Annotated in this window: 17 protein-coding genes; 5 read left to right on the forward strand and 12 right to left on the reverse strand. The window is 68.3% G+C overall.

All coding sequences use genetic code 11. The features are described from left to right. Window position 1: 1 nt before the first annotated feature. From RHOOR92_RS0107570 to hppD, 5 genes are all read right to left on the reverse strand, one after another. Window positions 2-763, reverse strand: coding sequence for a helix-turn-helix domain-containing protein (locus RHOOR92_RS0107570; protein WP_015446763.1), 762 nt, complete (start codon window positions 761-763; stop codon window positions 2-4). Between the two features lie 35 nt (window positions 764-798). Then, on the reverse strand, window positions 799-2,199 hold the full coding sequence (gene hemN, locus RHOOR92_RS0107575; protein WP_027489971.1) for an oxygen-independent coproporphyrinogen III oxidase: 1,401 nt from the start codon (window positions 2,197-2,199) through the stop codon (window positions 799-801). Window positions 2,200-2,299: 100 nt separating this feature from the next. Beyond that, window positions 2,300-3,286 carry a fumarylacetoacetate hydrolase family protein gene (locus tag RHOOR92_RS0107580; RefSeq protein ID WP_027489972.1) on the reverse strand — a complete coding sequence of 329 codons (987 nt, stop codon included), beginning with the start codon at window positions 3,284-3,286 and terminating at the stop codon, window positions 2,300-2,302. A 37-nt stretch (window positions 3,287-3,323) separates the two neighbouring features. Further along, complete coding sequence (hmgA, locus tag RHOOR92_RS0107585) at window positions 3,324-4,622, reverse strand: homogentisate 1,2-dioxygenase (protein WP_027489973.1); 1,299 nt, start codon at window positions 4,620-4,622, stop codon at window positions 3,324-3,326. A gap of 11 nt (window positions 4,623-4,633) precedes the next feature. After that, entirely contained in the window at window positions 4,634-5,719 is a 1,086-nt protein-coding gene (gene hppD, locus RHOOR92_RS0107590) for a 4-hydroxyphenylpyruvate dioxygenase (RefSeq protein ID WP_027485280.1), read from the reverse strand. Between the two features lie 109 nt (window positions 5,720-5,828). On the opposite strand from hppD, the gene RHOOR92_RS0107595 reads away from it, so the two are divergent. After that, the gene (locus tag RHOOR92_RS0107595) at window positions 5,829-6,290 is read left to right on the forward strand and encodes a MarR family transcriptional regulator (protein WP_015446758.1); all 462 of its coding nucleotides are present in this window, start codon (window positions 5,829-5,831) and stop codon (window positions 6,288-6,290) included. Between the two features lie 87 nt (window positions 6,291-6,377). On the opposite strand, the gene RHOOR92_RS0107600 is transcribed toward RHOOR92_RS0107595, so the two are convergent. The 3 genes from RHOOR92_RS0107600 to RHOOR92_RS0107610 form a co-directional block, all read right to left on the reverse strand. Then, complete coding sequence (locus RHOOR92_RS0107600) at window positions 6,378-7,889, reverse strand: peptide MFS transporter (protein WP_015446757.1); 1,512 nt, start codon at window positions 7,887-7,889, stop codon at window positions 6,378-6,380. Between the two features lie 167 nt (window positions 7,890-8,056). Beyond that, a complete protein-coding gene (locus RHOOR92_RS0107605; protein ID WP_015446756.1) occupies window positions 8,057-9,565 on the reverse strand; it encodes a peptide MFS transporter in 1,509 nt (502 codons plus the stop codon). A gap of 106 nt (window positions 9,566-9,671) precedes the next feature. Continuing rightward, window positions 9,672-10,520, reverse strand: coding sequence for a tryptophan 2,3-dioxygenase family protein (locus tag RHOOR92_RS0107610; protein WP_015446755.1), 849 nt, complete (start codon window positions 10,518-10,520; stop codon window positions 9,672-9,674). A gap of 371 nt (window positions 10,521-10,891) precedes the next feature. Between RHOOR92_RS0107610 and pdhA the strand changes: the two genes are divergently transcribed. The 3 genes from pdhA to RHOOR92_RS0107625 all read left to right on the forward strand — a co-directional run bounded on the left by pdhA (window position 10,892) and on the right by RHOOR92_RS0107625 (window position 14,519). Further along, window positions 10,892-11,977 carry a pyruvate dehydrogenase (acetyl-transferring) E1 component subunit alpha gene (gene pdhA, locus RHOOR92_RS0107615; RefSeq protein WP_015446754.1) on the forward strand — a complete coding sequence of 362 codons (1,086 nt, stop codon included), beginning with the start codon at window positions 10,892-10,894 and terminating at the stop codon, window positions 11,975-11,977. Between the two features lie 3 nt (window positions 11,978-11,980). Beyond that, window positions 11,981-12,961: an alpha-ketoacid dehydrogenase subunit beta gene (locus RHOOR92_RS0107620; protein ID WP_007512574.1), complete on the forward strand. Its 981-nt coding sequence runs from the start codon at window positions 11,981-11,983 to the stop codon at window positions 12,959-12,961. A gap of 148 nt (window positions 12,962-13,109) precedes the next feature. Further along, window positions 13,110-14,519 carry a dihydrolipoamide acetyltransferase family protein gene (locus tag RHOOR92_RS0107625; protein WP_027489974.1) on the forward strand — a complete coding sequence of 470 codons (1,410 nt, stop codon included), beginning with the start codon at window positions 13,110-13,112 and terminating at the stop codon, window positions 14,517-14,519. 69 nt (window positions 14,520-14,588) lie between these two features. On the opposite strand, the gene RHOOR92_RS0107630 is transcribed toward RHOOR92_RS0107625, so the two are convergent. Together RHOOR92_RS0107630 and RHOOR92_RS0107635 are read right to left on the reverse strand one after the other, a co-directional pair. After that, window positions 14,589-15,233, reverse strand: coding sequence for a DUF6348 family protein (locus tag RHOOR92_RS0107630; RefSeq protein ID WP_027485284.1), 645 nt, complete (start codon window positions 15,231-15,233; stop codon window positions 14,589-14,591). A gap of 2 nt (window positions 15,234-15,235) precedes the next feature. Then, on the reverse strand, window positions 15,236-15,754 hold the full coding sequence (locus RHOOR92_RS0107635) for a M48 family metallopeptidase (protein ID WP_027489975.1): 519 nt from the start codon (window positions 15,752-15,754) through the stop codon (window positions 15,236-15,238). Between the two features lie 60 nt (window positions 15,755-15,814). Between RHOOR92_RS0107635 and RHOOR92_RS0107640 the strand changes: the two genes are divergently transcribed. Then, complete coding sequence (locus RHOOR92_RS0107640) at window positions 15,815-16,198, forward strand: VOC family protein (protein WP_027485285.1); 384 nt, start codon at window positions 15,815-15,817, stop codon at window positions 16,196-16,198. Between the two features lie 45 nt (window positions 16,199-16,243). Here RHOOR92_RS0107640 and RHOOR92_RS0107645 read toward each other — a convergent pair whose 3' ends face one another. Together RHOOR92_RS0107645 and RHOOR92_RS0107650 are read right to left on the reverse strand one after the other, a co-directional pair. Continuing rightward, window positions 16,244-17,476: an MgtC/SapB family protein gene (locus RHOOR92_RS0107645; RefSeq protein ID WP_027485286.1), complete on the reverse strand. Its 1,233-nt coding sequence runs from the start codon at window positions 17,474-17,476 to the stop codon at window positions 16,244-16,246. Window positions 17,477-17,636: 160 nt separating this feature from the next. Next, window positions 17,637-19,865, reverse strand: a complete 2,229-nt coding sequence (locus RHOOR92_RS0107650; protein ID WP_027485287.1) for a DUF5916 domain-containing protein — start codon at window positions 19,863-19,865, stop codon at window positions 17,637-17,639. Window positions 19,866-19,882 lie beyond the last annotated feature (17 nt).

The raw sequence follows: 19,882 nt of genomic DNA on the forward strand, positions 1-19,882 counted from the left end.
CTCACTCCGGCAGCAGCGCCTGCCCGATCTCGCGCAGCTTCTTCGGATTCAGCAGCTCCAGCTCGCGCCCTTCGATCTCGATCAGCTGCTGGCTGCGGAAGCGGCTGAGCACACGGCTGACGGTTTCCGCGGCCAGACGCAGGTAGTTGGCGATGTCGCCGCGCGACATGCTGAGGTGGAAGCGGGTGGCGGAGAAGCCGCGCACGGCGTAGCGGCCGGCCAGGTCCATCAGGAACGCGGCGACGCGCTCGTCGGCGCTGTGGTCGCCGGCGAGCAGGCTGGCGGTGCCCAGCTCCTTGCTCAGCATGCGGAACAGATGCTGCTGCACGGCAGGGATGCGCGAGGCCAGCGCGCTCATCGCGGGGAACGAGAAGCGGCAGAAGTAGGCGGTGTCCAGCGCCACCGCGTCGCACGGGAAATGCTCGGGGTAGATCGCGTTGAGGCCGATCACCTCGCCGGGCAGGTAGAAGCCCAGCACCTGCTCGCGGCCTTCCTTGTCGACCATGCGCGTCTTCACGGTGCCTGCCCGCACGGCGAAGATCGCGCGGAACGGGTCGCCGGTGCGGAAGATGTGCTCGCCGGCGCGGAACGGGCCGACGTGCTCGACCAGGCACTGCAACTCGGCCAGCTCCGGCTTGTCGTAGCCGGCCGCGATGCACGCGCTGGAGAACGCGCAGGTGCCGCAGAAGCGCGTTTCGTCGCCGTCGTCGGCAATCGGGCTGGGCGGCTCGGGCAGACGACCTGCCATGGGCTTGGATTGCATGATGATGATGGGCTGCCGGGTTGGGGCTGCGTGGATCAGATCACGCGCGAATAGCGTGGGGCCTGTGCCGCGTCGTCCAGATAGGCGTCGAAGCACATGGCGATGATACGCAACAGCAGCCGCCCCCGCGAGGTGACCCGGATCTCGCGCGGGTTTTCCGTGACCAGCCCATCCTCGATCAGCGGCAGCAGGCGCTGCCGCTCGCGCGCGAAGTACTCGTCGAACAGCAGCCGGTGGCGCGCGCCGAACGCCTGCTTGTCCACGCTGCCGTGGCACATCAATTCGTTGATCAGTTCGCGCCGGATCAAGTCGTCCTCGTCCAGCTGCAGGCCGCGCATCAGCGGCAGGCGGCCGGCGTCCAGCGCCGCGTAGTAGCCGATCAGGTCGCGTGCGTTCTGGCTGTAGCTGTCGCCGATGCGGCCGATCGCGCTGACGCCCAGGCCGACGATGTCGCAATCGCCGTGCGTCGAGTAGCCCTGGAAGTTGCGTTGCAGCGTGCCGGCACGCTGCGCCAGCACCAGCTCGTCGCTGGCCTTGGCGAAGTGGTCCATGCCGATGTAGACGTAGCCGGCCGCCGACAGGTGTTCCAGCGCGCGGCCGAACAGCGCCAGCCGGGTGGCCGCGTCGGGCAGGTCGGCGGCCTCGATCTGCCGCTGCGCCTTGAACATTTCCGGCAGGTGCGCGTAGCCGTACACCGCCACCCGGTCCGGGTTCAGCGCCACCACCTGGTCCAGCGTGCGGCTGAAGCCGTCCACGCTCTGGAACGGCAGGCCGTAGATCAGGTCGACGCTGGCCGAGCGGAAACCCGAGGTCCGCGCCGCCTCGATCACCTCGCGGGTCTGCTCGAAGCTCTGGATCCGGTTCACCGCCTTCTGCACCACCGGGTCGAAATCCTGGATGCCCACCGAGAGCCGGTTGAAGCCCAGCTCACCCATGGCGCGGATGTAGGCGGCGTCGGCGAAGCGCGGGTCGATCTCGATGCCGTATTCGCGATCCGCGGCATGGCTGAAGCTGAAATGCCGCGCCAGCGACTCCAGCAGCTCGCCCATGTGCGCGGTGTCGAGGAAGTTCGGCGTGCCGCCGCCGAAGTGCAGCTGGCGCACCGGCCGGTCGCGGTCGAACAGCGGCGCGATCAGCTCGATCTCGCGGTACAGCCGTTCCAGGTAGCGGTCGGCCTGGGTCACGTCGCGGGTGATCACCCGGTTGCAGCCGCAGTAGAAGCACGGGCTCATGCAGAACGGCACGTGCACGTACACCGACAGCGGACGCGGGATCGGCTCCTCGTTGGAAGCGCGGATCACCGCGCGCAACGCCGCCTCGTCGAACTCGGCCTTGAAATGCGGCGCGGTCGGGTAGCTGGTGTAGCGCGGCCCGGCCACGTCGTAACGGGCGATCAGCGCCGGGTCGAATTCGGGAGGAGTGATGGGAATGGCCATGTTGCCGAGTCTGTCGGGACACCCGCCAGCATGCCTTGATCCGGGTCAATTCGCACGCCAGTCGCGGCGACCTGCCGCAGCGCCGGCGTGGCGGCTCGCGTCATCTCCGGTACGGCTCGACCTGCTGCTCGATGGCGCCGAAAATCGAGGCGCCGGTGGCGTCGGTGACGTCGATCTTCAGGCGGTCGCCGAACTTCAGGAACGGCGTGCTCGGTTGGCCGTCGCGCAGGGTTTCCACTGTGCGCTGCTCGGCCAGGCAGGAGGCACCCTTGCCGGTGTCCTGGTTGGCGATGGTGCCGGAGCCAACGATGGTGCCGGCCGTGAGCGGCCGCGTCTTCGCCACGTGCGCCACCAGTTCGGCAAAGCTGAACTGCATGTCGACGCCGCACTCGGCCTCGCCGAACCATTTGTCGTTGAGCCAGGTGCGCATCGGCAGGTGCAGCTTGTCGCCGGCCCACGCCCCGCCCAGCTCGTCCGGCGTCGCCAGCACCGGCGACAGCGCCGAGCGCGGCTTGCTCTGCAGGAAGCCGAAGCCCTTGGCCAGCTCGCCGGGAATCAGCCCGCGCAGGCTCACGTCGTTGACCAGGCCGACCAGTTGGATGTGCGCGGAGGCCTCGCCCGGCGTGACCGCCATCGGCACATCGTCGGTGACCACCACCACCTCGGCTTCCAGGTCGATGCCGTAGTCCTCGCTCGGCACCACCACCGGGTCGCGCGGGCCGAGGAAGGCGGCGCTGGTGGCCTGGTACATCAGCGGCTCGGTGTAGAAGCTGGCCGGCACCTCGGCGCCGCGGGCGCGGCGCACGCGCTCGACGTGCGGCAGGTAAGCGCTGCCGTCGACGAACTCGTAGGCACGTGGCAACGGTGAGGCGAGCATGGCCATGTCCAGCGCGAACACGCCGGCGGCGCGACCCGCGTTCAGCTCATCCGACAGCGCATTCAGCCGCGGCGCCGCGTTCGACCAGTCGTCCAGCGCCGCCTGCAGCGTCGGCGCGATGCCGTTTGCCTTCACCGCGCGGGAGAGATCGCGGCTGACCACCACCAGCGTGCCGTCGCGGCCGCCTTCCTTGAGAGATCCGAGTTTCATCGTGCTGCCTTGTGCCTGCTGCGTGGAGGGATCGCCGTCACGGCGCGAAGTGCTTGCGGATATCCTGCCAGCATCGGTAGTAGTCGCGCTGCAGTTGCGGCGCCTCCAGCGCCTGCCGGGTGGGGCGGATCACCTTGCGCGTCTCGAACATGAAGGCCATGGTGCCGCCGATCACGTCCGGCTTCGAGAGGTCCGCGTTCGCGGCCTTCTCGAAGGTGGCCGCGTCCGGGCCGTGGGCGCTCATGCAGTTGTGCAGGCTCGCGCCGCCCGGCACGAATCCTTCGGCCTTGGCGTCGTAGACACCGGTGATCAGGCCCATGAACTCGCTGGCCACGTTGCGGTGGAACCACGGCGGGCGGAAGGTGTGCTGCGCCACCAGCCAGCGCGGCGGGAAGATCGCGAAATCCACGTTCGCCGTGCCGGGCGTGTCGCTGGCCGAGGTCAGCACGGTGAAGATGCACGGATCAGGGTGGTCGACGCTGATCGAGCCGATGGTGTTGAAACGGCGCAGGTCGTACTTGTACGGCGCGTAGTTGCCGTGCCAGGCGACCACGTCCAGCGGCGAGTGGCCGATCTTCGCCGTCCACAGCGTGCCCTGGAACTTCGTCACCAGCTCGAACGCGCCCTCGATGTCCTCGAAAGCCGCCACCGGGGTGAGGAAGTCGCGCGCGTTGGCCAGCCCGTTCGAGCCGATCGGGCCGAGCTCCGGCAGGCGCAGCAGTGCGCCGAAGTTCTCGCAGACGTAGCCGCGCGCGGTTCCGTCGGGTAGCTCGACGCGGAAGCGCACGCCGCGCGGGATCACCGCGATCTCCTGCGGCTCGAGCTCGATCACGCCCAGCTCGGTGGCCAGCTGCAGCCGACCCTGCTGCGGCACGATCAGCAGCTCGCCATCGGCGTCGTAGAAGAAGCGGCCCTGCATCGAGCGGTTCGCCGCGTAGAGATGGATGCCGATGCCGCCCTGCTCGGCCGCGCCGCCGTTGCCGGCGATCGTCACCAGGCCGTCGAGGAAATCGGTCGGCTGCTCCGGCAGCGGCAGCGGATCCCAGCGCAGCTGGTTCGGCGTGGCCGGCGCTTCGTCGAAGCGGTTGTGGAAGGTGGCGTGCGCCAGCGGCTGGAACGGCTCGTGCACCGCCGCCGGGCGGATCCGGTACAGCCAGCTGCGCCGGTTCAGATGGCGCGGCGCGGTGAACGCGGTGCCGGACAGCTGCTCCGCGTACAGCCCGTGCGCCACGCGTTGCGGCGAGTTCTGGCCGACCGGCAGCACGCCGGGGATCGCCTCGCTGGCGAATTCGTTGCCGAAGCCGGATTGGTAGCCCTTGCCCACGATCGTTGCCATGCACCGCTCCTTCAGAGGAAACCGCGCTTCATCTGGTCGCGCTCGATCGACTCGAACAGCGCCTGGAAATTGCCTTCGCCGAAACCCTCGTTGCCCTTGCGCTGGATGATCTCGAAGAAGATCGGGCCGATCGCGTTCTGGGTGAAGATCTGCAGCAGCTTGCGCTGCTTGGTCTCCGGGTCGGCGTCGATCAGAATCTTGTTTCTGGCCAGCCGCGGCACGTCTTCGCCGTGGTTGGGCACGCGCACGTCGATCACCTCGAAATACGCGTCCGGGGTGTCGAGGAATTCCACGCCGGCGTCGCGCATCGCCTCCACCGTGGCGTAGATGTCGTCGGTGAAGCAGGCGATGTGCTGGATGCCTTCGCCGTGGTAGGCGTCGAGGTACTCGTTGATCTGGCTCTTCGGGTCGCTGGACTCGTTCAGCGGGATGCGTACGATGCCGTCCGGCGCGGTCATCGCCTTGGACACCAGGCCGGTCTTGGCGCCCTTGATGTCGAAGTAGCGGATCTCGCGGAAGTTGAACAGCTTCTCGTAGTAGTCCGACCACTTCTGCATGTTGCCGAAATGCAGGTTGTGGGTGAGGTGGTCGATGAAGGTCAGGCCGAAACCCTTCGGGTTCTGCTCGGCGCCCGGGATCGGCGCGTAGTCGGCGGCGTAGGCGTCGCCCTCGCGCGGCACCAGGTACAGCATGCAGTCGCCGATGCCCTTGACCACCGGCACCCCGATCGCGCGGCTGGCTGGCTTGTGCGCGACCGCCTCGCCGCCGTTGGCGAGCACCCTCGCCTCCACCTCGGCCACCGGCTTGCGGAAACGGATCGCGAAGCCGCAGGCGCTGGGGCCGTGCTGCGCGGCGAAATCGGCGGCGAACGAATCCGGATCCTCGTTGACCAGCAGGTTCACCCCGTTCTGCCGGTAGACGGTGATCGGGCGGGACTTGTGCCGCAGCACGGCGCTGAAGCCCATCCGCCGGAACAGCGCGTGCAGCTCGTGGGCGCGACCGGCCGGGGCGGCAAACTCGACGAACTCGAAGCCGTCGATGCCCATCGGATTCTCGAACGTGGTGACCTGCATGCCGGGGTTGGGTTGGGCGTTCATGGCGCTCTCCTCTGAGTCGGTGCACGATGGCCTCACGCAAGCGTGCCACCGGCAGATTGGTCTTGCGTTATAGTTTCATTTGAAACCATTTGCAAGGATCACCGCCGCAATGCCTGCCAAGCGCTCCCCTGTCCCCGCCACGGCCGAACACGCGCCGCTGCAGCTGGAACACTTCCTGCCGTACCGGCTGTCGATCCTGTCCAACACGATCAGCCAGGCGATCGCCGACGACTACCAGCGCCGCTACGACATCTCGGTGACGGAATGGCGGGTGATGGCCGTGCTGGCGCGCTACGCCGGCCTGTCCGCGCGCGAGGTGGCCGAGCGCACTGCGATGGACAAGGTGGCGGTGAGCCGCGCGCTGGCCCGGCTGGTCGAGGCCGGCCGGGTCGACCGCGCGGTGCACGACAACGACAAGCGCCGCTCGGTGCTCAACCTCAGCAGCGCCGGCTGGGCGATCCACGACGTGGTCGCGCCGATGGCCCGCGCGCGCGAGCGCGAAGTGCTGGCGAAGCTCGATGCGCAGGAGCGGCAGTGGCTGGCGCGCATCCTGGACAAATTGCTTTCCTGAGGGAATCCGGAATCGGGAACGGGAAAGGCGGGCGATGTCCGGCGCGCTGGTTTCGCTTCAACTATTCCCTAGTGCCGGTTCCCTGCCTCACCGCACCCCATGCATCAGCCGGTTGATCAGCGGCGCCAGCAGCAACAGCAACGCGCCCGCGCCAAGCAGCACCCAGAAGCTGAAGGTGAAGCCGGACAGCGCCGAGGCCACCGTCATGCCGCGCTCGCCACTGATCGAACGCGCCACCAGGCCGGAGAAGTCGCCGCCGGCGGCCAGTGACAGGAACCAGCCGCCCATCGCCAAGCCGACCAGGCGCGGCGGCGCCAGCTTGGTCACCATCGACAGCCCGATCGGCGACAGGCACAGCTCGCCCAGTGTCTGCATCACGTAGCACAGCACCAGCGGCCAGAACGGGATCAGCCCGGTCGGGCCAAGCAGTTCCTTCAGCGCATACACCAGCACCACGAAACCCAAGCCGTTGAAGATCAGCCCGAAGCCGAACTTGCGCGGGATCGAGGGCTCGGCGTTGCGGCGCGAAAGCACGGCCCACACCAGCGTCAGCAGCGGCGCAAACAGCAAGATCGCCAGCGGCGTCACCGACTGGAACCAGCCGACCGGGAACGTCCAGCCACCGAACATCTGCCGATCCACCCAGTTTTCCGCCAGGAAGTTGAGCGAGGTGCCGAACTGGAAATAGAAGGTCCAGAACAGCACGCTGAAGCCGAACACGATCAGCATGGCGATCACGCGGTGCAGCTGCACGCGGTCGTGGCGCCGCGCCTCGACGATCAGCGCCGCCGCCACGCCGATGAACAGCGCGCCGAGCAGCCACTGCAGGCCGTCGGCGCCGACATAGGCCAGCAGCGCGTAGATCAGCGGCACCGCCAGTGCCGCGCCGAGCAGCACCCACAGCACGCGCAGGCGGTTCTCCATGCCCGGCAGCGGGCGGCCCACGCCCTTCAAACCACGCCGGCCGAACCAGAACCACAGGAAGCTCAGCAGCATGCCCACGCCGGCGGCGCCGAACACTACGCGGTAGTTCTGCTGCATCGGCGTGTCGGTGAAGTGGGCCGCCATCCAGCCGGTCAGCAGCGGCGCCGCGAAGGCGCCGGCGTTGATGCCCATGTAGAACAGGGTGAAGCCGCGGTCGCGGCGTGGATCGTCGCGGCCGTAGAGCTGGCCCACCATGGTGGAGATGTTCGGCTTGAACAGGCCGTCGCCGGCGATCACCAGCGCCAGTCCCAGCAGCATCGCCGGCTGCTGCGGCAACAGCAGGGTGAACAAGCCGGCGGCCATCACCGCCGCGCCGAGCAGGATCGAGCGCTGGTAGCCGATCACCCGGTCGGCCACGTAGCCGCCGAAGATCGAGGCGGCGTAGATCAGCGCAGTGTAGGCGCCGTAGATGCCGGCGGCCCAGCCCTGACCCGACGCGTCGCCATGGAAGAACTGCGCCACGATGTACAGCACCAGCGCCCAGCTCACGCTGTAGTAGGCGAAGCGCTCCCAGAACTCGGTCATGAACAGCATCCACAACGGACGCGGATGGCCGAGCAGTTGCGGGTAGTCGGGCGTCGTCACGCTATCGCCGGCGCTGCTGGTCTGGCTCATGCAATCCCCTCGTCGGCATGCGTCAGGCCGCCGCAAGCGCCCAGATGTAACCGGGCGCCGGGCATGGCGTCAATGTTTGTGGAGCAGGGAGTGGGGAATAGGGGATAGGGAATCGGAAAAGCGGGCGAGCTTCGCTTTACCCATTCCCGATTCCCTATTCCCGGCTTTCAACGCACCCCGTGCATCAGCCGGTTGATCAGCGGCGCGACCAGGAACAGCACGATGCCGCCGCCGAGCAGGATCCAGAAGCCCATGGTGTAGCCGGACAGCGCCGAGCCCACGGTCATGCCGCTCGCGCCGCTGACGTGGCCGGCGAACAGGCCGGCGAGGTTGTTGCCGATCGCGGTGGACAGGAACCAGCCGCCCATGCCCAGCCCGACCAGCCGCGCCGGCGCCAGCTTGGTCACCATCGACAGGCCGATCGGCGACAGGCACAGCTCGCCGGCGGTCTGCAGCACGTAGCACAGCACCAGCGTCCACAGCGGAATCGTGCCGTCGCTGCCGACCAGCGCGGACAGCGCGTACATCAGTACCGCGAAGCCCAGCGCATTGCCGATCAGGCCCAGGCCGAACTTGCGCGGGATCGACGGCTCGACGCGGCGCTGGTCCAGCCAGCCCCAGGCCAGCGAGATCAGCGGCGCCAGCAGCACGATCGCCACCGGGTTGACCGACTGGAACCAGCCGATCGGGAACTCCCAGCCGCCCAGGTTGCGGTCGACGATGTGCTGCGCCAGGAAGTTGAACGAACTGCCGGCCTGCTCGAAGAACATCCAGAACAGCACGTTGAAGGTGAAGATGATCAGCATCGCGATCACCCGCTGGATCTGCACGCGGCCGGTGCGGATCGCCTCGATCACCAGCATCACGCCCACGCCCAGGAACAGCACGCTCAGCAGCCACTGGATCGCCACCGCGCCGGCCTTGTCCATCAGCAGGTAGACCAGCGGAATCGTCGCCAGCACGCCCAGCACCACGTACAGCATGCGCATGCGACTGGCCTGTTCCGGCGCCGGGCGGCCGACCGGGCCGAGCTGGCGCCGGCCGAACCAGAACCACACCAGGCTGATCAGCATACCCACGCCGGAGGCGGCGAACACCACGTGGTAGTTGTGGTGGCCGGGCGTGCCGAACACCTTGTTGGCGAGGATGCTGGTGAGGATCGGCGCGATCAGCGCACCGGCGTTGATGCCCATGTAGAACAGGGTGAAGCCGCGGTCGCGGCGCGAGTCGCCCTGCACGTAGAGCTGGCCCACCATCGAGGAGATGTTCGGCTTGAACAGGCCGTTGCCGACGATGATGGTGGCCAGGCCGAGCATGAACACCGCATGGTTCGGCACCATCACCATGAACAGGCCGGCCGCCATCACCACCGCGCCGAGCAGGATCGAGCGCTGGTAGCCGAGGATCTTGTCGGCCACGTAGCCGCCGAACACCGCGGTGGCGTAGACCAGCGCCAGGTAGGCGCCGTAGGTGCGGCTGGCGTCCGCCTGGCCGGCGTCGTTGCCGTCGTAGAACTGCGCCACGATGTACAGCGTGAGCGCCCAGCGCATGCCGTAGAACGCGAAGCGCTCCCAGAACTCCGACATGAACAGCATCCACAGCGGGCGCGGGTGGCCCATCAGCTGCGGGTAGTCGGGTATCGGCCTGGCGTCGCCGGCGAGTGTGGTGTGGCCCATGCGTGTCCCCTGCTCCGTCGGTCGATCGAAAAATCTTGCGATGGCCAGATGTAACCGCCGGTCGCGCGATCGTCAAATGCGCCGCAGCACGCGCCACGTCATGTCGCTAGCTGCCCAGCACGGTGCGCACGTCCAGCAGCTCGGGGAAGAATTCCAGGTCGAGCGCCTTCTTCAGGAAGCTCACCCCGGACGAACCGCCGGTGCCGCGGCGGTGGCCGATGATCCGCTCCACCGTCTTCATGTGCCGGAAGCGCCACAGCTGGAAGCTCTCCTCCACGTCCACCAGCTGTTCGCACAGGTGGTACTCCGGCCAGAACTGCGCGCGCTGCTCGTAGATGCGCTTGAGCGCCGGCAGCAGCGCCTCGTTGCGCCGGTAGGCTTCGGTCCAGTCGCGCTGCAGCAGCTCGGCCGGCACCGCGTGGCCGCGGCGCGCCAGGTAGCGCAGGAACTCGTCGTACAGGCTGGGCGCCTCGAGCACCGCGCGCAGCTCGGCCTGCGCGACCGGGTCGTGCGCGAACACCTTCAGCATGCCGGCGTTCTTGTTGCCCAGCATGAACTCGATGGTGCGGTACTGCAGCGACTGGAAACCCGACGACGGCCCCAGCACGCCGCGGAACTCCAGGTACTCCGACGGGGTGAGCGTCTCCAGTACCGCCCACTGCTCGAACAGCTGGCGCTGCACCTGCTTCACCCGCGCCAGTATCTTCAGGCAGGCGTCGACGTCGTCCTGCTTGAGGTGCGCCAGCGCCGCCTTCAGCTCGTGGATCAGCAGCTTCATCCACAGCTCGGACACGTGGTGCTGCACGATGAACAGCATCTCGTCGTGATGCGGCGGCTGGCTCAATGGCTGCTGGGCCGACAGCAAGGTGTCCAGGTGCAGATAGCCGCCATAGGTGATCTGGCCGTTGAGGTCGGTCTGGATGCCCGCCTCGATGTCGCGCTGGTTGTCGCTCATGGTGTTCCGTCACGTGGTCGAAAACGCTCATGGTAACGGCAGCGCGTCGAGCGGCCCCTGATCCGCGGCAAGCGCGCCCGTTCGCCGGCCCGGTCCCGCGCCCCCGTTCGCGCGCAACGCCTGATCCAGGACAGGGTCCGGGCGCCCGCCCGCCGCTACCGTGACCCGGCGCGAAAAGGCCGGCGTGGCGCGGAGCGGCGGCCCGGCGGCGACCGGCGACGGTCGACCCGTACGCCTGCGCATGCTGCGCTGTACCTTGCAGCGCAACATCCCCGCCTGTTATCAAGCGCGGTCTTGTGCGGTCGTTTCGTGCCTCCTGCATCGGAGCCCGGCCACCGCCAGCCCCCTGTCTCTCACCCCCGGAGCGCGTCGTGACCATCGCCGCCAAGTTTGAAATCGAATACCTGCAATACCTCGACGCCGAGGGCAAGCAGGTACGTGATGATCTGCCCGAGTTCGCCAAAGACCTCGACCACATGGTCGAGCTGTACAAGCTGATGCTGTCCACCCGCGTGTTCGACGCCAAGTCGATCGCGCTGCAGCGCACCGGCAAGCTCGGCACCTACGCCAGCTGCCTCGGCCATGAGGCCGCGCACGTCGGCATCGGCAGCGCCATGAAGCCCGAAGACGTGTACGCGCCGAGCTACCGCGAATACGGCGCGCAGCTGTACCGCGGCGTGCAGCCGCGCGAGGTGTACATGTACTGGGGCGGCGACGAGCGCGGCAACGACTACCAGAAAGAACCGGCGCGGCACGACTTCGCCTGGTCGGTGCCGATCGCCACCCAGTGCCTGCATGCGGCCGGCTCCGCGCTGGCGTTCAAGATCCGCGGCGAGAAGCGCGTGGCGGTGGCCACCATCGGCGACGGCGGCTCCTCCAAGGGCGACTTCTACGGCGCCATCAACATGGCCGGCGCGCGCGAGCTGCCGCTGGTGATCGCCATCGTCAACAACCAGTGGGCGATCTCGGTGCCGCGCAAGATCCAGTCCGGCGCGCAGACGCTGGCGCAGAAGGGCATCGCCGCGGGCCTCTACTCGATCCAGGTGGACGGCAACGACATCATCGCCGTGCGCAAGGCGATGGAAGACGCGCTGGAGCGTGCGCGCAACGGCCAGGGCGGCAGCGTGCTGGAACTGGTCACCTACCGCCTCGGCGACCACACCACCGCCGACGACGCACGCCGCTACCGCGGCAAGGACGAGGTCGACGAAGCCTGGGCCAAGGAACCGATGAAGCGCCTGAAGCACTGGCTGGTGGCCAAGGGCGTGTGGGACGACGCCAAGGAAGAAGCCTGGAAGACCGAGTGCGACGAGTGGATGGACAACGAGGTGAACGCCTACCTCGAGACCAAGACCCAGCCGGTCTCGGCGATGTTCGACTACATCTTCGCCGAAGTCCCCGCCGACCTCGCGAAACAGCGCGACTACGTCCTCTCGCTTGAAAACAAGGGTCACTGAGCCATGGCACAAATCACACTCATCGAGGCCGTCACCCAGGCGCTCGCCTACGAAATGGCGCACGACGCATCGGTCGTGGTGCTGGGCGAGGACGTCGGCGTCAATGGCGGCGTGTTCCGCGCCACCCAGGGCCTGCAGGAGAAGTTCGGCGAATGGCGCGTGATCGACACGCCGCTGGACGAAATGACCATCGCCGGCGTCACCGTGGGCATGGCCGTGCAAGGCATGAAGCCGGTGGCCGAGGCACAGTTCGAGGGCTTCATCTATCCGATGATGGAGCACATCGCCTGCCACGCCGCGCGCATGCGCAACCGTACCCGCGGCCGCCTCACCGTGCCGGCCGTGTGGCGCGCGCCATGGGGCGGCGGCATTCGCGCACCGGAGCATCACTCCGAGGCGAACGAGCACCTGTTCACCAACATCCCCGGCCTGCGCGTGGTGATGCCGTCCTCGCCGGCGCGCGCCTACGGCCTGCTGCTGGCCGCGATCCGCGATCCCGATCCGGTGATCTTCTTCGAGCCCAAGCGGATCTACCGCCAGTACAAGGAAGAGGTGCCGGACGACGGCGAGGCGCTGCCGCTGGACGTGTGCTTCGTGCTGCGCGACGGCACCGACGTGACCCTGGTGACCTGGGGCGCGCAGGTGAAGGAAGCGCTGGAAGCGGCCGACGAGCTGGCCGCCGAAGGCATCAGCGCCGAGGTGATCGACGTGGCCACGCTGACCCCGCTGGACTTCGACACCATCGCCGAGTCGGTGCAGAAGACCGGCCGCTGCGTGATCGTGCACGAGGCGCCGAAGACCGCCGGCTTCGGCGCCGAGATCGCCGCGCGCGTCGCCGAGGAATGCCTGTACGACCTGCTCGCGCCGGTCGAGCGCGTCACCGGCTTCGACACGCACATCCCGCTGTTCCGCCTGGAAATGAAATACCTGCCGAGCGTGGAACGCGTCGTCGACGCGGCCAAGCGCACGCTGGCGGCGAGCTGACGCCCTTGCTCCTCCCCCTGCTTGCAGGGGGAGGCTGGGAGGGGGTAAAGCTCTTGATCTGAAGTCCGGAACAAAGAGCACCCCACCCCAACCCTCCCCTGCATGCAGGGGAGGGAGCCAAACCAACACATATTCTGGAAATCCGCCCATGGCTGACATCAAGACGTTCTACCTCCCCGACCTCGGCGAAGGCCTGCCCGACGCGACCGTCGTCGAGTGGCACGTGAAGGCGGGCGACAGCATCAAACTCGACGCGCCGCTGTGCTCGATGGAAACCGCCAAGGCGGTGGTCGACGTGCCCTCGCCGTACACCGGCAAGGTCGTCAAGCTGTACGGCGCGCCCGGCGACATCATCGAGACCGGCGCCGCGCTGGCCGATTTCGAGCCCGACCCGAACGCCAAGCAACGCGCCGAGGCCGAAGCCACCGGCCACCACCACGGCCCGAAGAAGGGCGCGGAAAGGAGCGTCGGCAGCCCCGCGCCGGACGACGCAGGCAACGTGATCGCCTCCGACGAAGGCGGCGAAGTGCAGACCGGCGGCACGGACCGCGAGGACGAAGGCACCGTGGTCGGCGCGATGGTCAGCGGCAACACCGTGCACGTCGAGCAGGCCGCCAGCATCGGCGGCGTGAAGGCGGTGCCGGCGGTGCGCGCGCTGGCGAAGAAGCTCAAGGTCGACCTCACCCGCGTGCGTCCCAGCGGTGCCGACGGCGTGGTGACCATGCAGGACGTGAAGAACGCCGCCGCCAACGGCAGCGCCGCGCTGGGCGCCGCCCCGGCGCGCGCCGTGCCCGCCTCGGCCGGTCGTCATCTGGCACCGGAACTGCCGCAGCCCGGCCATGCTCCACAAGGTCAGCAGCGCGGCCCGGTCTCGCTGGCCGGCAAGCCGGTGCGCACCGCGCCGCCGTCGGTGCAGGCCAGCGGCCAGCCGGAACAGCTGAAGGGCGTGCGCCGCAACATGGCCCGCGTGATGGCCGATGCGCACGCGCAAGTGGTACCGACCACCCTGGTCGACGACGCCGACCTGCACGGCTGGATCGGCAAGCAGGACATCACCGCGCGCCTGATCCGCGCCATCGTGGCCGCCTGCAAGACGGTGCCGGCGCTGAACGCGTGGTTCGACGGCAAGAACCTCAGCCGCACGCTGCACCCGCAGGTCGACATCGGCATCGCGGTGGACACCGACGACGGCCTGTTCGTGCCGGCGCTGCGCAACGCCGACGTGCTCGACGCCGCCGGCGTGCGCGCCGCGATCAAGCGCCTGCGCACGCAGGTCGAGGACCGCAGCATCCCAGCCTCGGAACTGTCCGGCTACACCATCAGTCTCAGCAACTTCGGCATGTTCGCCGGCCGCTACGCCACGCCGGTGGTGGTGCCGCCGACCGTGGCCATCATCGGCGCCGGCAAGCTCAGCCACGACGTGGTGGCGGTGATCGGCGGCATCGAAGTGCACCGGCGCATGCCGATCAGCCTCACCTTCGACCACCGCGCCGCCACCGGCGGCGAAGCCGCGCGCTTCCTCAAGGCGCTGCTGGACGATCTGGCACTGCCGAACTGATCGTATCCGCGATCATGCGTTGAACGAACGGGCGCCCAGGCGCCCGTTCGCTTGTCTACGGGACGTCAATCAATAATCGCGCACATCCAGCAGCATGAAGCAACGTGCGACGTAGTCGCCGCCATGCGGCCACGGCACGGCGGTCAGCGCCAGCGTCCCGGCCGTCCACGGTTCATTGTCGAGCAGTGCCTCGCAGCGCGAGTCGCCATTCTCGACATGGCTGTGCACCAGTCGCAGCCAGTGCAATTCAGGTGTCAACGCCTCGCGCTTCACCGCCGCCTCGATCGACGCCAGCGCCTCGGCCGGCATGCTCGCGGCATCCGCACCGCGCACACTGAACGGACCGATGAACACGTCCCACGTGCGCAGCCCGATGTCCCACGCGGCGATCCGCATGCGGCGCTCGTCGGTGACGTACCAGCACGCCGCCAGCAGCACATGGAACACGTTCTGCTCGAACGTGCGCAGCGCGTCGCGGCAGCCGGCGTCGCCGCCGCCCACGCCGGCGAAGCTCTCTTCGATGTAGCGCTCTTCGCTGAGCACCACGTCGACGTCGAGCCGGCCCGGTTCGTCGCTGGCGCCCTCGTGCCAGGCGGCACGGATCGCGGGAAAGTCGCCGTCGGTGACCAGCCAGCCGTCCTCGTCCACGTCCAGCTCCACATCGTGCCGTTCGAACAGCCGCAGCAGGTATTTCTGTAGCGCCGCACTGTCCATCGTCATTCCCGTTGGTTCACGTCGATCGTCGACGGCAATTCGCGCCAGGTCAGGTAGACACGCAGGTCGAATTCCCGCTGGTGGTAGTCCGGCAGCATATACGTGCACAGCTGGTAGAACGCCTTGTTGTGATCGATTTCCTTCAGGTGCGCCAGTTCGTGCACCACGATCATCTGCAGGAATTCCGGCGCGGCGGCCTTGAACAGGCTGGCCACGCGGATCTCCTTCTTCGCCTTGAGCCTGCCGCCCTGCACGCGCGAGATCGCGGTGTGCAGGCCCAGCGCGTTGCGCAACACGTCGAGCTTGCTGTCGTACAGCACCTTGTCGATGGCCGGCGCGTTCTTCAGGTGCTGCTGTTTCAGCGATGCCACGTAGGCGTACAGCGCCTTGTCGCTCTGCACCTCATGGCGCCCCGGGTAGCGCTTGGCCAGGTGCTCGCCCAGGCGCTCCTGCGCGATCAACTCGCGCACCTTCTCCTGCAAGGTGGCGGGGTAGGCCTGGAGGTATTTGAGCGGAATCATGCGGGGTATTCTCGCACTGCACCGCTGCCATGCGTTTCGACAACCCGATGGAGGCATCCCATGCACCACAGCCGACTCTGCGCCATCGTCATCGACTGCCACGTCGACGAACTCGCACCCGTCGCCGATTTCTGGAGCCGGGCGCTGGGCAAGCCGATCGCCAGCATCGACCAGGACGGCGACGGCAAATACGCGGAGCTGCAGACCGCCGCGGACGAACCGATCATCCTGCTGCAGAAGGTCGACCATGCCAGCCGCGTGCACCTGGACATCGAGACCGACGACCTCGACGCCGAGGTGGCGCGGCTGGAGCAGCTGGGCGCGCGCCGCATCGCGTTCGTGCGCGGGCGCTGGTGGGTGCTGGAGGCGCCCAGTGGACATCGTTTCTGCGTGGTGCAGCGGCAGCGCGAGGTGTTCGGGCCGCACCTCAACCACTGGGATTGACGTGTCGTCGCCGGCGCGCCGACGCGACGGCGCGCGCCGGGCGCGTCAGCCGAGCCACCAGCCCAGCCAGGTGGCCGCCAGCACCACGGCCAGGCCCAGCAGCACCGGCCGCGCATAGTCGCGACCGCCGCTCGTCCGGGCAATCACCGCCTTGGACAGGCTGTTGCTGGTCAGCGCGATCAGGATCGGCACCGCGGTGGCCGCGGGCTCGATCCTGCCTGCGGCCGCCAGCGAAGCCACCGATACCGCCGCGGCATGCGTGTCGGCGAAGCCGGCGACGCCGGTGGCGATAGCCAGCCCACGCTCGCCCAGCCAGGCCCGCATCGCGGCCGACGCCAGCAGCACCACGGCGATCATCAGTCCCAGCAGCAGCGAAGCCCTGACGCTGAAGACGACGCTGCCTTGCACCGGGTCCGCCGCGCTCAGGTGCAGGCCCTTCCACGTCCACAACGCGCCGTACACCGCCGCGGTCACGCCACCGCAAGCCAGCGGCACGGCGAGCACGCGCAGCGTCGCCAGGTCGGTGACCGCCAGTACCGCCGCCATCTGCACAAAGGTGGCCACGGTCGACAGCACCGCCGCCGCGACCGCCGACCGCCGCAGCGCCGGCAAGCTGCGCGCCTGCGAGCCCATCACGCCGATGGTGGCCACGCTGGACACGAAGCCGGAGAGCAACCCGGCCAGCGGCAGGCCGACGCGGCTGCCCACCAGCCGCAGCAGTGCGTGGGCGGCTGCACCGATCGACATGATCAGTATCACGATCAGCCACAGCGCGCGCGGGTTGATCGCGTCGAACGGGCCGAGTGGGCGATCCGGCACCAGCGGCAACACCAGCAGCGTGGCGGCGGCCAGCACCAGCAGGTTGTTCAGCTCCTCCGCAGTCAGTACGCCGCGCACGAAGTGATGCATGGGCTCGCGCGCCGCCAGCAGGATGGTCACCGCCACCGCCAGCCCGGCGGCCAGTGGAGCCTGGTGGATGGCTACCGCGCCGAGTATCAGGCACAGCAGCAGGCTGACCTCGGTGGTCAGGCCGCGATCGCTGCTGGTATCGCGCGCATACGCGATCGCCAGCAGCGCCGCCACCGCAGCCAGTGCCAGCAGCAGCACCGCGACGCCGAAGCTCGCGCTGGCCGCCCCCAGCAGCGCCACCACGGCGAACGTGCGGATGCCGGCAACCGCGTCGCCGTCGCCGCCCTTGCGCCGCTCGCGCTCGGCGCCGATCAGCAATCCGATGCCCAGCGCGACCGCGAAGCCGGTCCAGGAAAGAACGACATCCATCGAGCCACACTCATGACGCGCCACGGCCGCATTCCGGCCACGGCGCGATCATGCCGGAGCCCTCGCGGAAAGTCGCGCGCGCGGGTGCGGCCACCGTCGCCGCCCCGGCCCGCCCAGCCGTCGGCCGAGCGGGCCGGGGCGCCGCCGGAATCGCCTGCCGTCAGATGTCGAAGCGGTAGCTCAGCTTGACCAGCAGCTGTTCGTCGTCGCGCAGCGCGAAACTGCGGTCGAAGACGTCGCTGGTGCGGCGCGCATAGCCATCCATCGCGTAGCCGCCGCGACCGTAGACCACGTACAGGTACGACAGCGGCGCCAGCTCGTAGCGGTAGCGGATCTGCAGGCCGAGGTTGCGCACGCCGAAACCGTCGACCGGCTCGTTGCTGGCCACGGCGCGACCGTTGGCCTGCACGCGGTAGCCGCCGCGCACACCTGCGTCCAGCCCGATCGCCTGCAGCTTCACGCGCAGCTCCTGGCGGCTGTCGATGCTCCAGTCGAAACCGGCGTCCAGCTGCAGCGTGTGCTCGTCATACCGGCCGATGAGGTTGTCGTGCTGCCACACCAGCCAGTCCGGCAGGTGCTCGTAGTACGGGCCGGCGTAGACGCTGAACGCGTCGCTGACGAAGTAGGTCGGGATGAACTTGACGTCGTAGCCGAGCTGCCGGTTGCCGCCGAGCCCGCCGCTGACGACCTCCGCGTCCAGCTTGAACGCCCAGTCGCCGTGGCGCGGGCTGATCCGTTCGTAGACCAGGTCCAGCGACGGCGGCAGGAACAACGCACCGTTGCCGCGGGTAAGCAGGTCGTCCCAGCCGGCGCTGTTGACGTTGAGCTGCACCATTTCGGTGGCGCCGTTGCGCAGGTCGCTGTTGCGGCGCAGGCGCAACTGGCGACGCAGGCGCAGGCCGTGGTCGTTGTCCAGGGCGTCGATGCGGAAGCGCCATTCGTGCGAGCTGTAGGCGGAGTCGGCCGGCAGCGCCGTATTGCGCTTGCGCACTTCCCAATGGCCGTAGTTGAAGTTGTTGCGCTCCAGGTAGCCGAAGTCGTTGACCTGCAGCCGGTCGCCGAAATGCATGCCCAGCCACTGCTGGCGCCAGCCGTCGCCCATCTCGTAATCCGCGATGACGGTGCCGCCGCTGTCGCGCGTGTGCGTGCCCGACTGCAGGATGTCGCTGCCGACCACGTTGGTGGCGATGGTCAGCTGCGGCGTCGGCCGCCAGTGATGGTCCACGCCGAGCACGCTGGCCTCGCGGTCCAGCCACGGGCGGTCGACCCGGGTCAGCAGCATGCCCAGGCTCTGGTCACCGAAATCGTGGATGACCCGCGCGGCACCGAAGAAGCGCCCCGCCGCGCCATCCTCGTCGGCGGCCAGCACGCCGTAGCTGGTGGTGCCGAAGCTGCCGTTGAGCTTCACCGCGGCGTTGATGTCGGCCGCACCGAGACCGTCATCGGACGGTCCGCCGACACGTCGCGTATAGACCAGCTGGCTGTAGTCGTCGAGCAGGCTGAAGTCGAAGATGCCCTGGTTCTCGGTGAAGAACGGCCGCTTGTCCCTGACGTAGGTTTCGGTGGCGCTGAAGTTCACCACCAGGTCGTCGCTCTCGACCTGGCCGAAATCCGGGTGCAGCGCGGCGGTGAGCTGGAACTGGCCGCTCGGCTTCCACAACAGGTCGGCGCCTTCCTGGAAGTGGCTGCGGCCGCGCACGTTGTCGTACAGGCCGGACACGTACGGCGTCACCGCCAGCAGCGACTGGCTGTACTGCGGCACCTCGACCTTGCCGAACTCGGACAGGAAACGCGGCAGCGTGAAACTGGCCGCCGGCCACGAGTCGCGCTCGCCGGTCGAGCCGGTCACGCGGTCGAGGTAGACGCCCAGCATGCGCCTGCCGTCGCGCGCCGTGTGCATCGGCGCGATGTACCACGGGATCAGAATCTCCACCGTCCAGCCTTCGGCATCCTCGCTCACCGCATGCCGCCAGTTGCCGTCCCAGTCCTTGTTGAACTTGTTCTCGTTGATGACCACGGCATCGTTGATGCCGCCGGTCGAGCTCACCACGAAGTCGTAGCCGGTGCGTCCGTCGCCGTTGAAGTCGACCATCACGTTGACCCGGTCGACCTGGTCCTCGAAGTCACGCTGCACGCGCTGGTGCGTACGCGGCACGCCGGGCGGCTGCACGCAGCGGAACGCCACCGCCAGCCCCTTCGGCGTGGCCAGGATCCAGGCCTCGGTCGGCAGCGAGCCCGGCTTGCCGGTGAGCGGCTGGGTCTGGCGGAAGTCGGTGATGTGTCGTGCGCCCTTCCACTCGTCCGCGCCGAGGTGGCCGTCGATGTCGACGGCCAGTGCCGGTGTCGACAGTGCGGCCAGGGTAACGAACAGCAGGCATGCCAGGCGCATGTTGAAAAATTTCCACG

The sequence above is a fragment of the Rhodanobacter sp. OR92 genome, assembly GCF_000427545.1.
Classification (GTDB): domain Bacteria; phylum Pseudomonadota; class Gammaproteobacteria; order Xanthomonadales; family Rhodanobacteraceae; genus Rhodanobacter; species Rhodanobacter denitrificans.

Bases quoted from the DNA above. Each gene is read 5' to 3' on its own strand.
- RHOOR92_RS0107570 (WP_015446763.1), bottom strand. From the start codon at position 763: ATGCAATCCAAGCCCATGGCAGGTCGTCTGCCCGAGCCGCCCAGCCCG.
- hemN (WP_027489971.1), bottom strand. From the start codon at position 2,199: ATGGCCATTCCCATCACTCCTCCCGAATTCGACCCGGCGCTGATCGCC.
- RHOOR92_RS0107580 (WP_027489972.1), bottom strand. From the start codon at position 3,286: ATGAAACTCGGATCTCTCAAGGAAGGCGGCCGCGACGGCACGCTGGTG.
- hmgA (WP_027489973.1), bottom strand. From the start codon at position 4,622: ATGGCAACGATCGTGGGCAAGGGCTACCAATCCGGCTTCGGCAACGAA.
- hppD (WP_027485280.1), bottom strand. From the start codon at position 5,719: ATGAACGCCCAACCCAACCCCGGCATGCAGGTCACCACGTTCGAGAAT.
- RHOOR92_RS0107595 (WP_015446758.1), top strand. From the start codon at position 5,829: ATGCCTGCCAAGCGCTCCCCTGTCCCCGCCACGGCCGAACACGCGCCG.
- RHOOR92_RS0107600 (WP_015446757.1), bottom strand. From the start codon at position 7,889: ATGAGCCAGACCAGCAGCGCCGGCGATAGCGTGACGACGCCCGACTAC.
- RHOOR92_RS0107605 (WP_015446756.1), bottom strand. From the start codon at position 9,565: ATGGGCCACACCACACTCGCCGGCGACGCCAGGCCGATACCCGACTAC.
- RHOOR92_RS0107610 (WP_015446755.1), bottom strand. From the start codon at position 10,520: ATGAGCGACAACCAGCGCGACATCGAGGCGGGCATCCAGACCGACCTC.
- RHOOR92_RS0107620 (WP_007512574.1), top strand. From the start codon at position 11,981: ATGGCACAAATCACACTCATCGAGGCCGTCACCCAGGCGCTCGCCTAC.
- RHOOR92_RS0107625 (WP_027489974.1), top strand. From the start codon at position 13,110: ATGGCTGACATCAAGACGTTCTACCTCCCCGACCTCGGCGAAGGCCTG.
- RHOOR92_RS0107630 (WP_027485284.1), bottom strand. From the start codon at position 15,233: ATGGACAGTGCGGCGCTACAGAAATACCTGCTGCGGCTGTTCGAACGG.
- RHOOR92_RS0107635 (WP_027489975.1), bottom strand. From the start codon at position 15,754: ATGATTCCGCTCAAATACCTCCAGGCCTACCCCGCCACCTTGCAGGAG.
- RHOOR92_RS0107640 (WP_027485285.1), top strand. From the start codon at position 15,815: ATGCACCACAGCCGACTCTGCGCCATCGTCATCGACTGCCACGTCGAC.
- RHOOR92_RS0107645 (WP_027485286.1), bottom strand. From the start codon at position 17,476: ATGGATGTCGTTCTTTCCTGGACCGGCTTCGCGGTCGCGCTGGGCATC.
- RHOOR92_RS0107650 (WP_027485287.1), bottom strand. From the start codon at position 19,865: ATGCGCCTGGCATGCCTGCTGTTCGTTACCCTGGCCGCACTGTCGACA.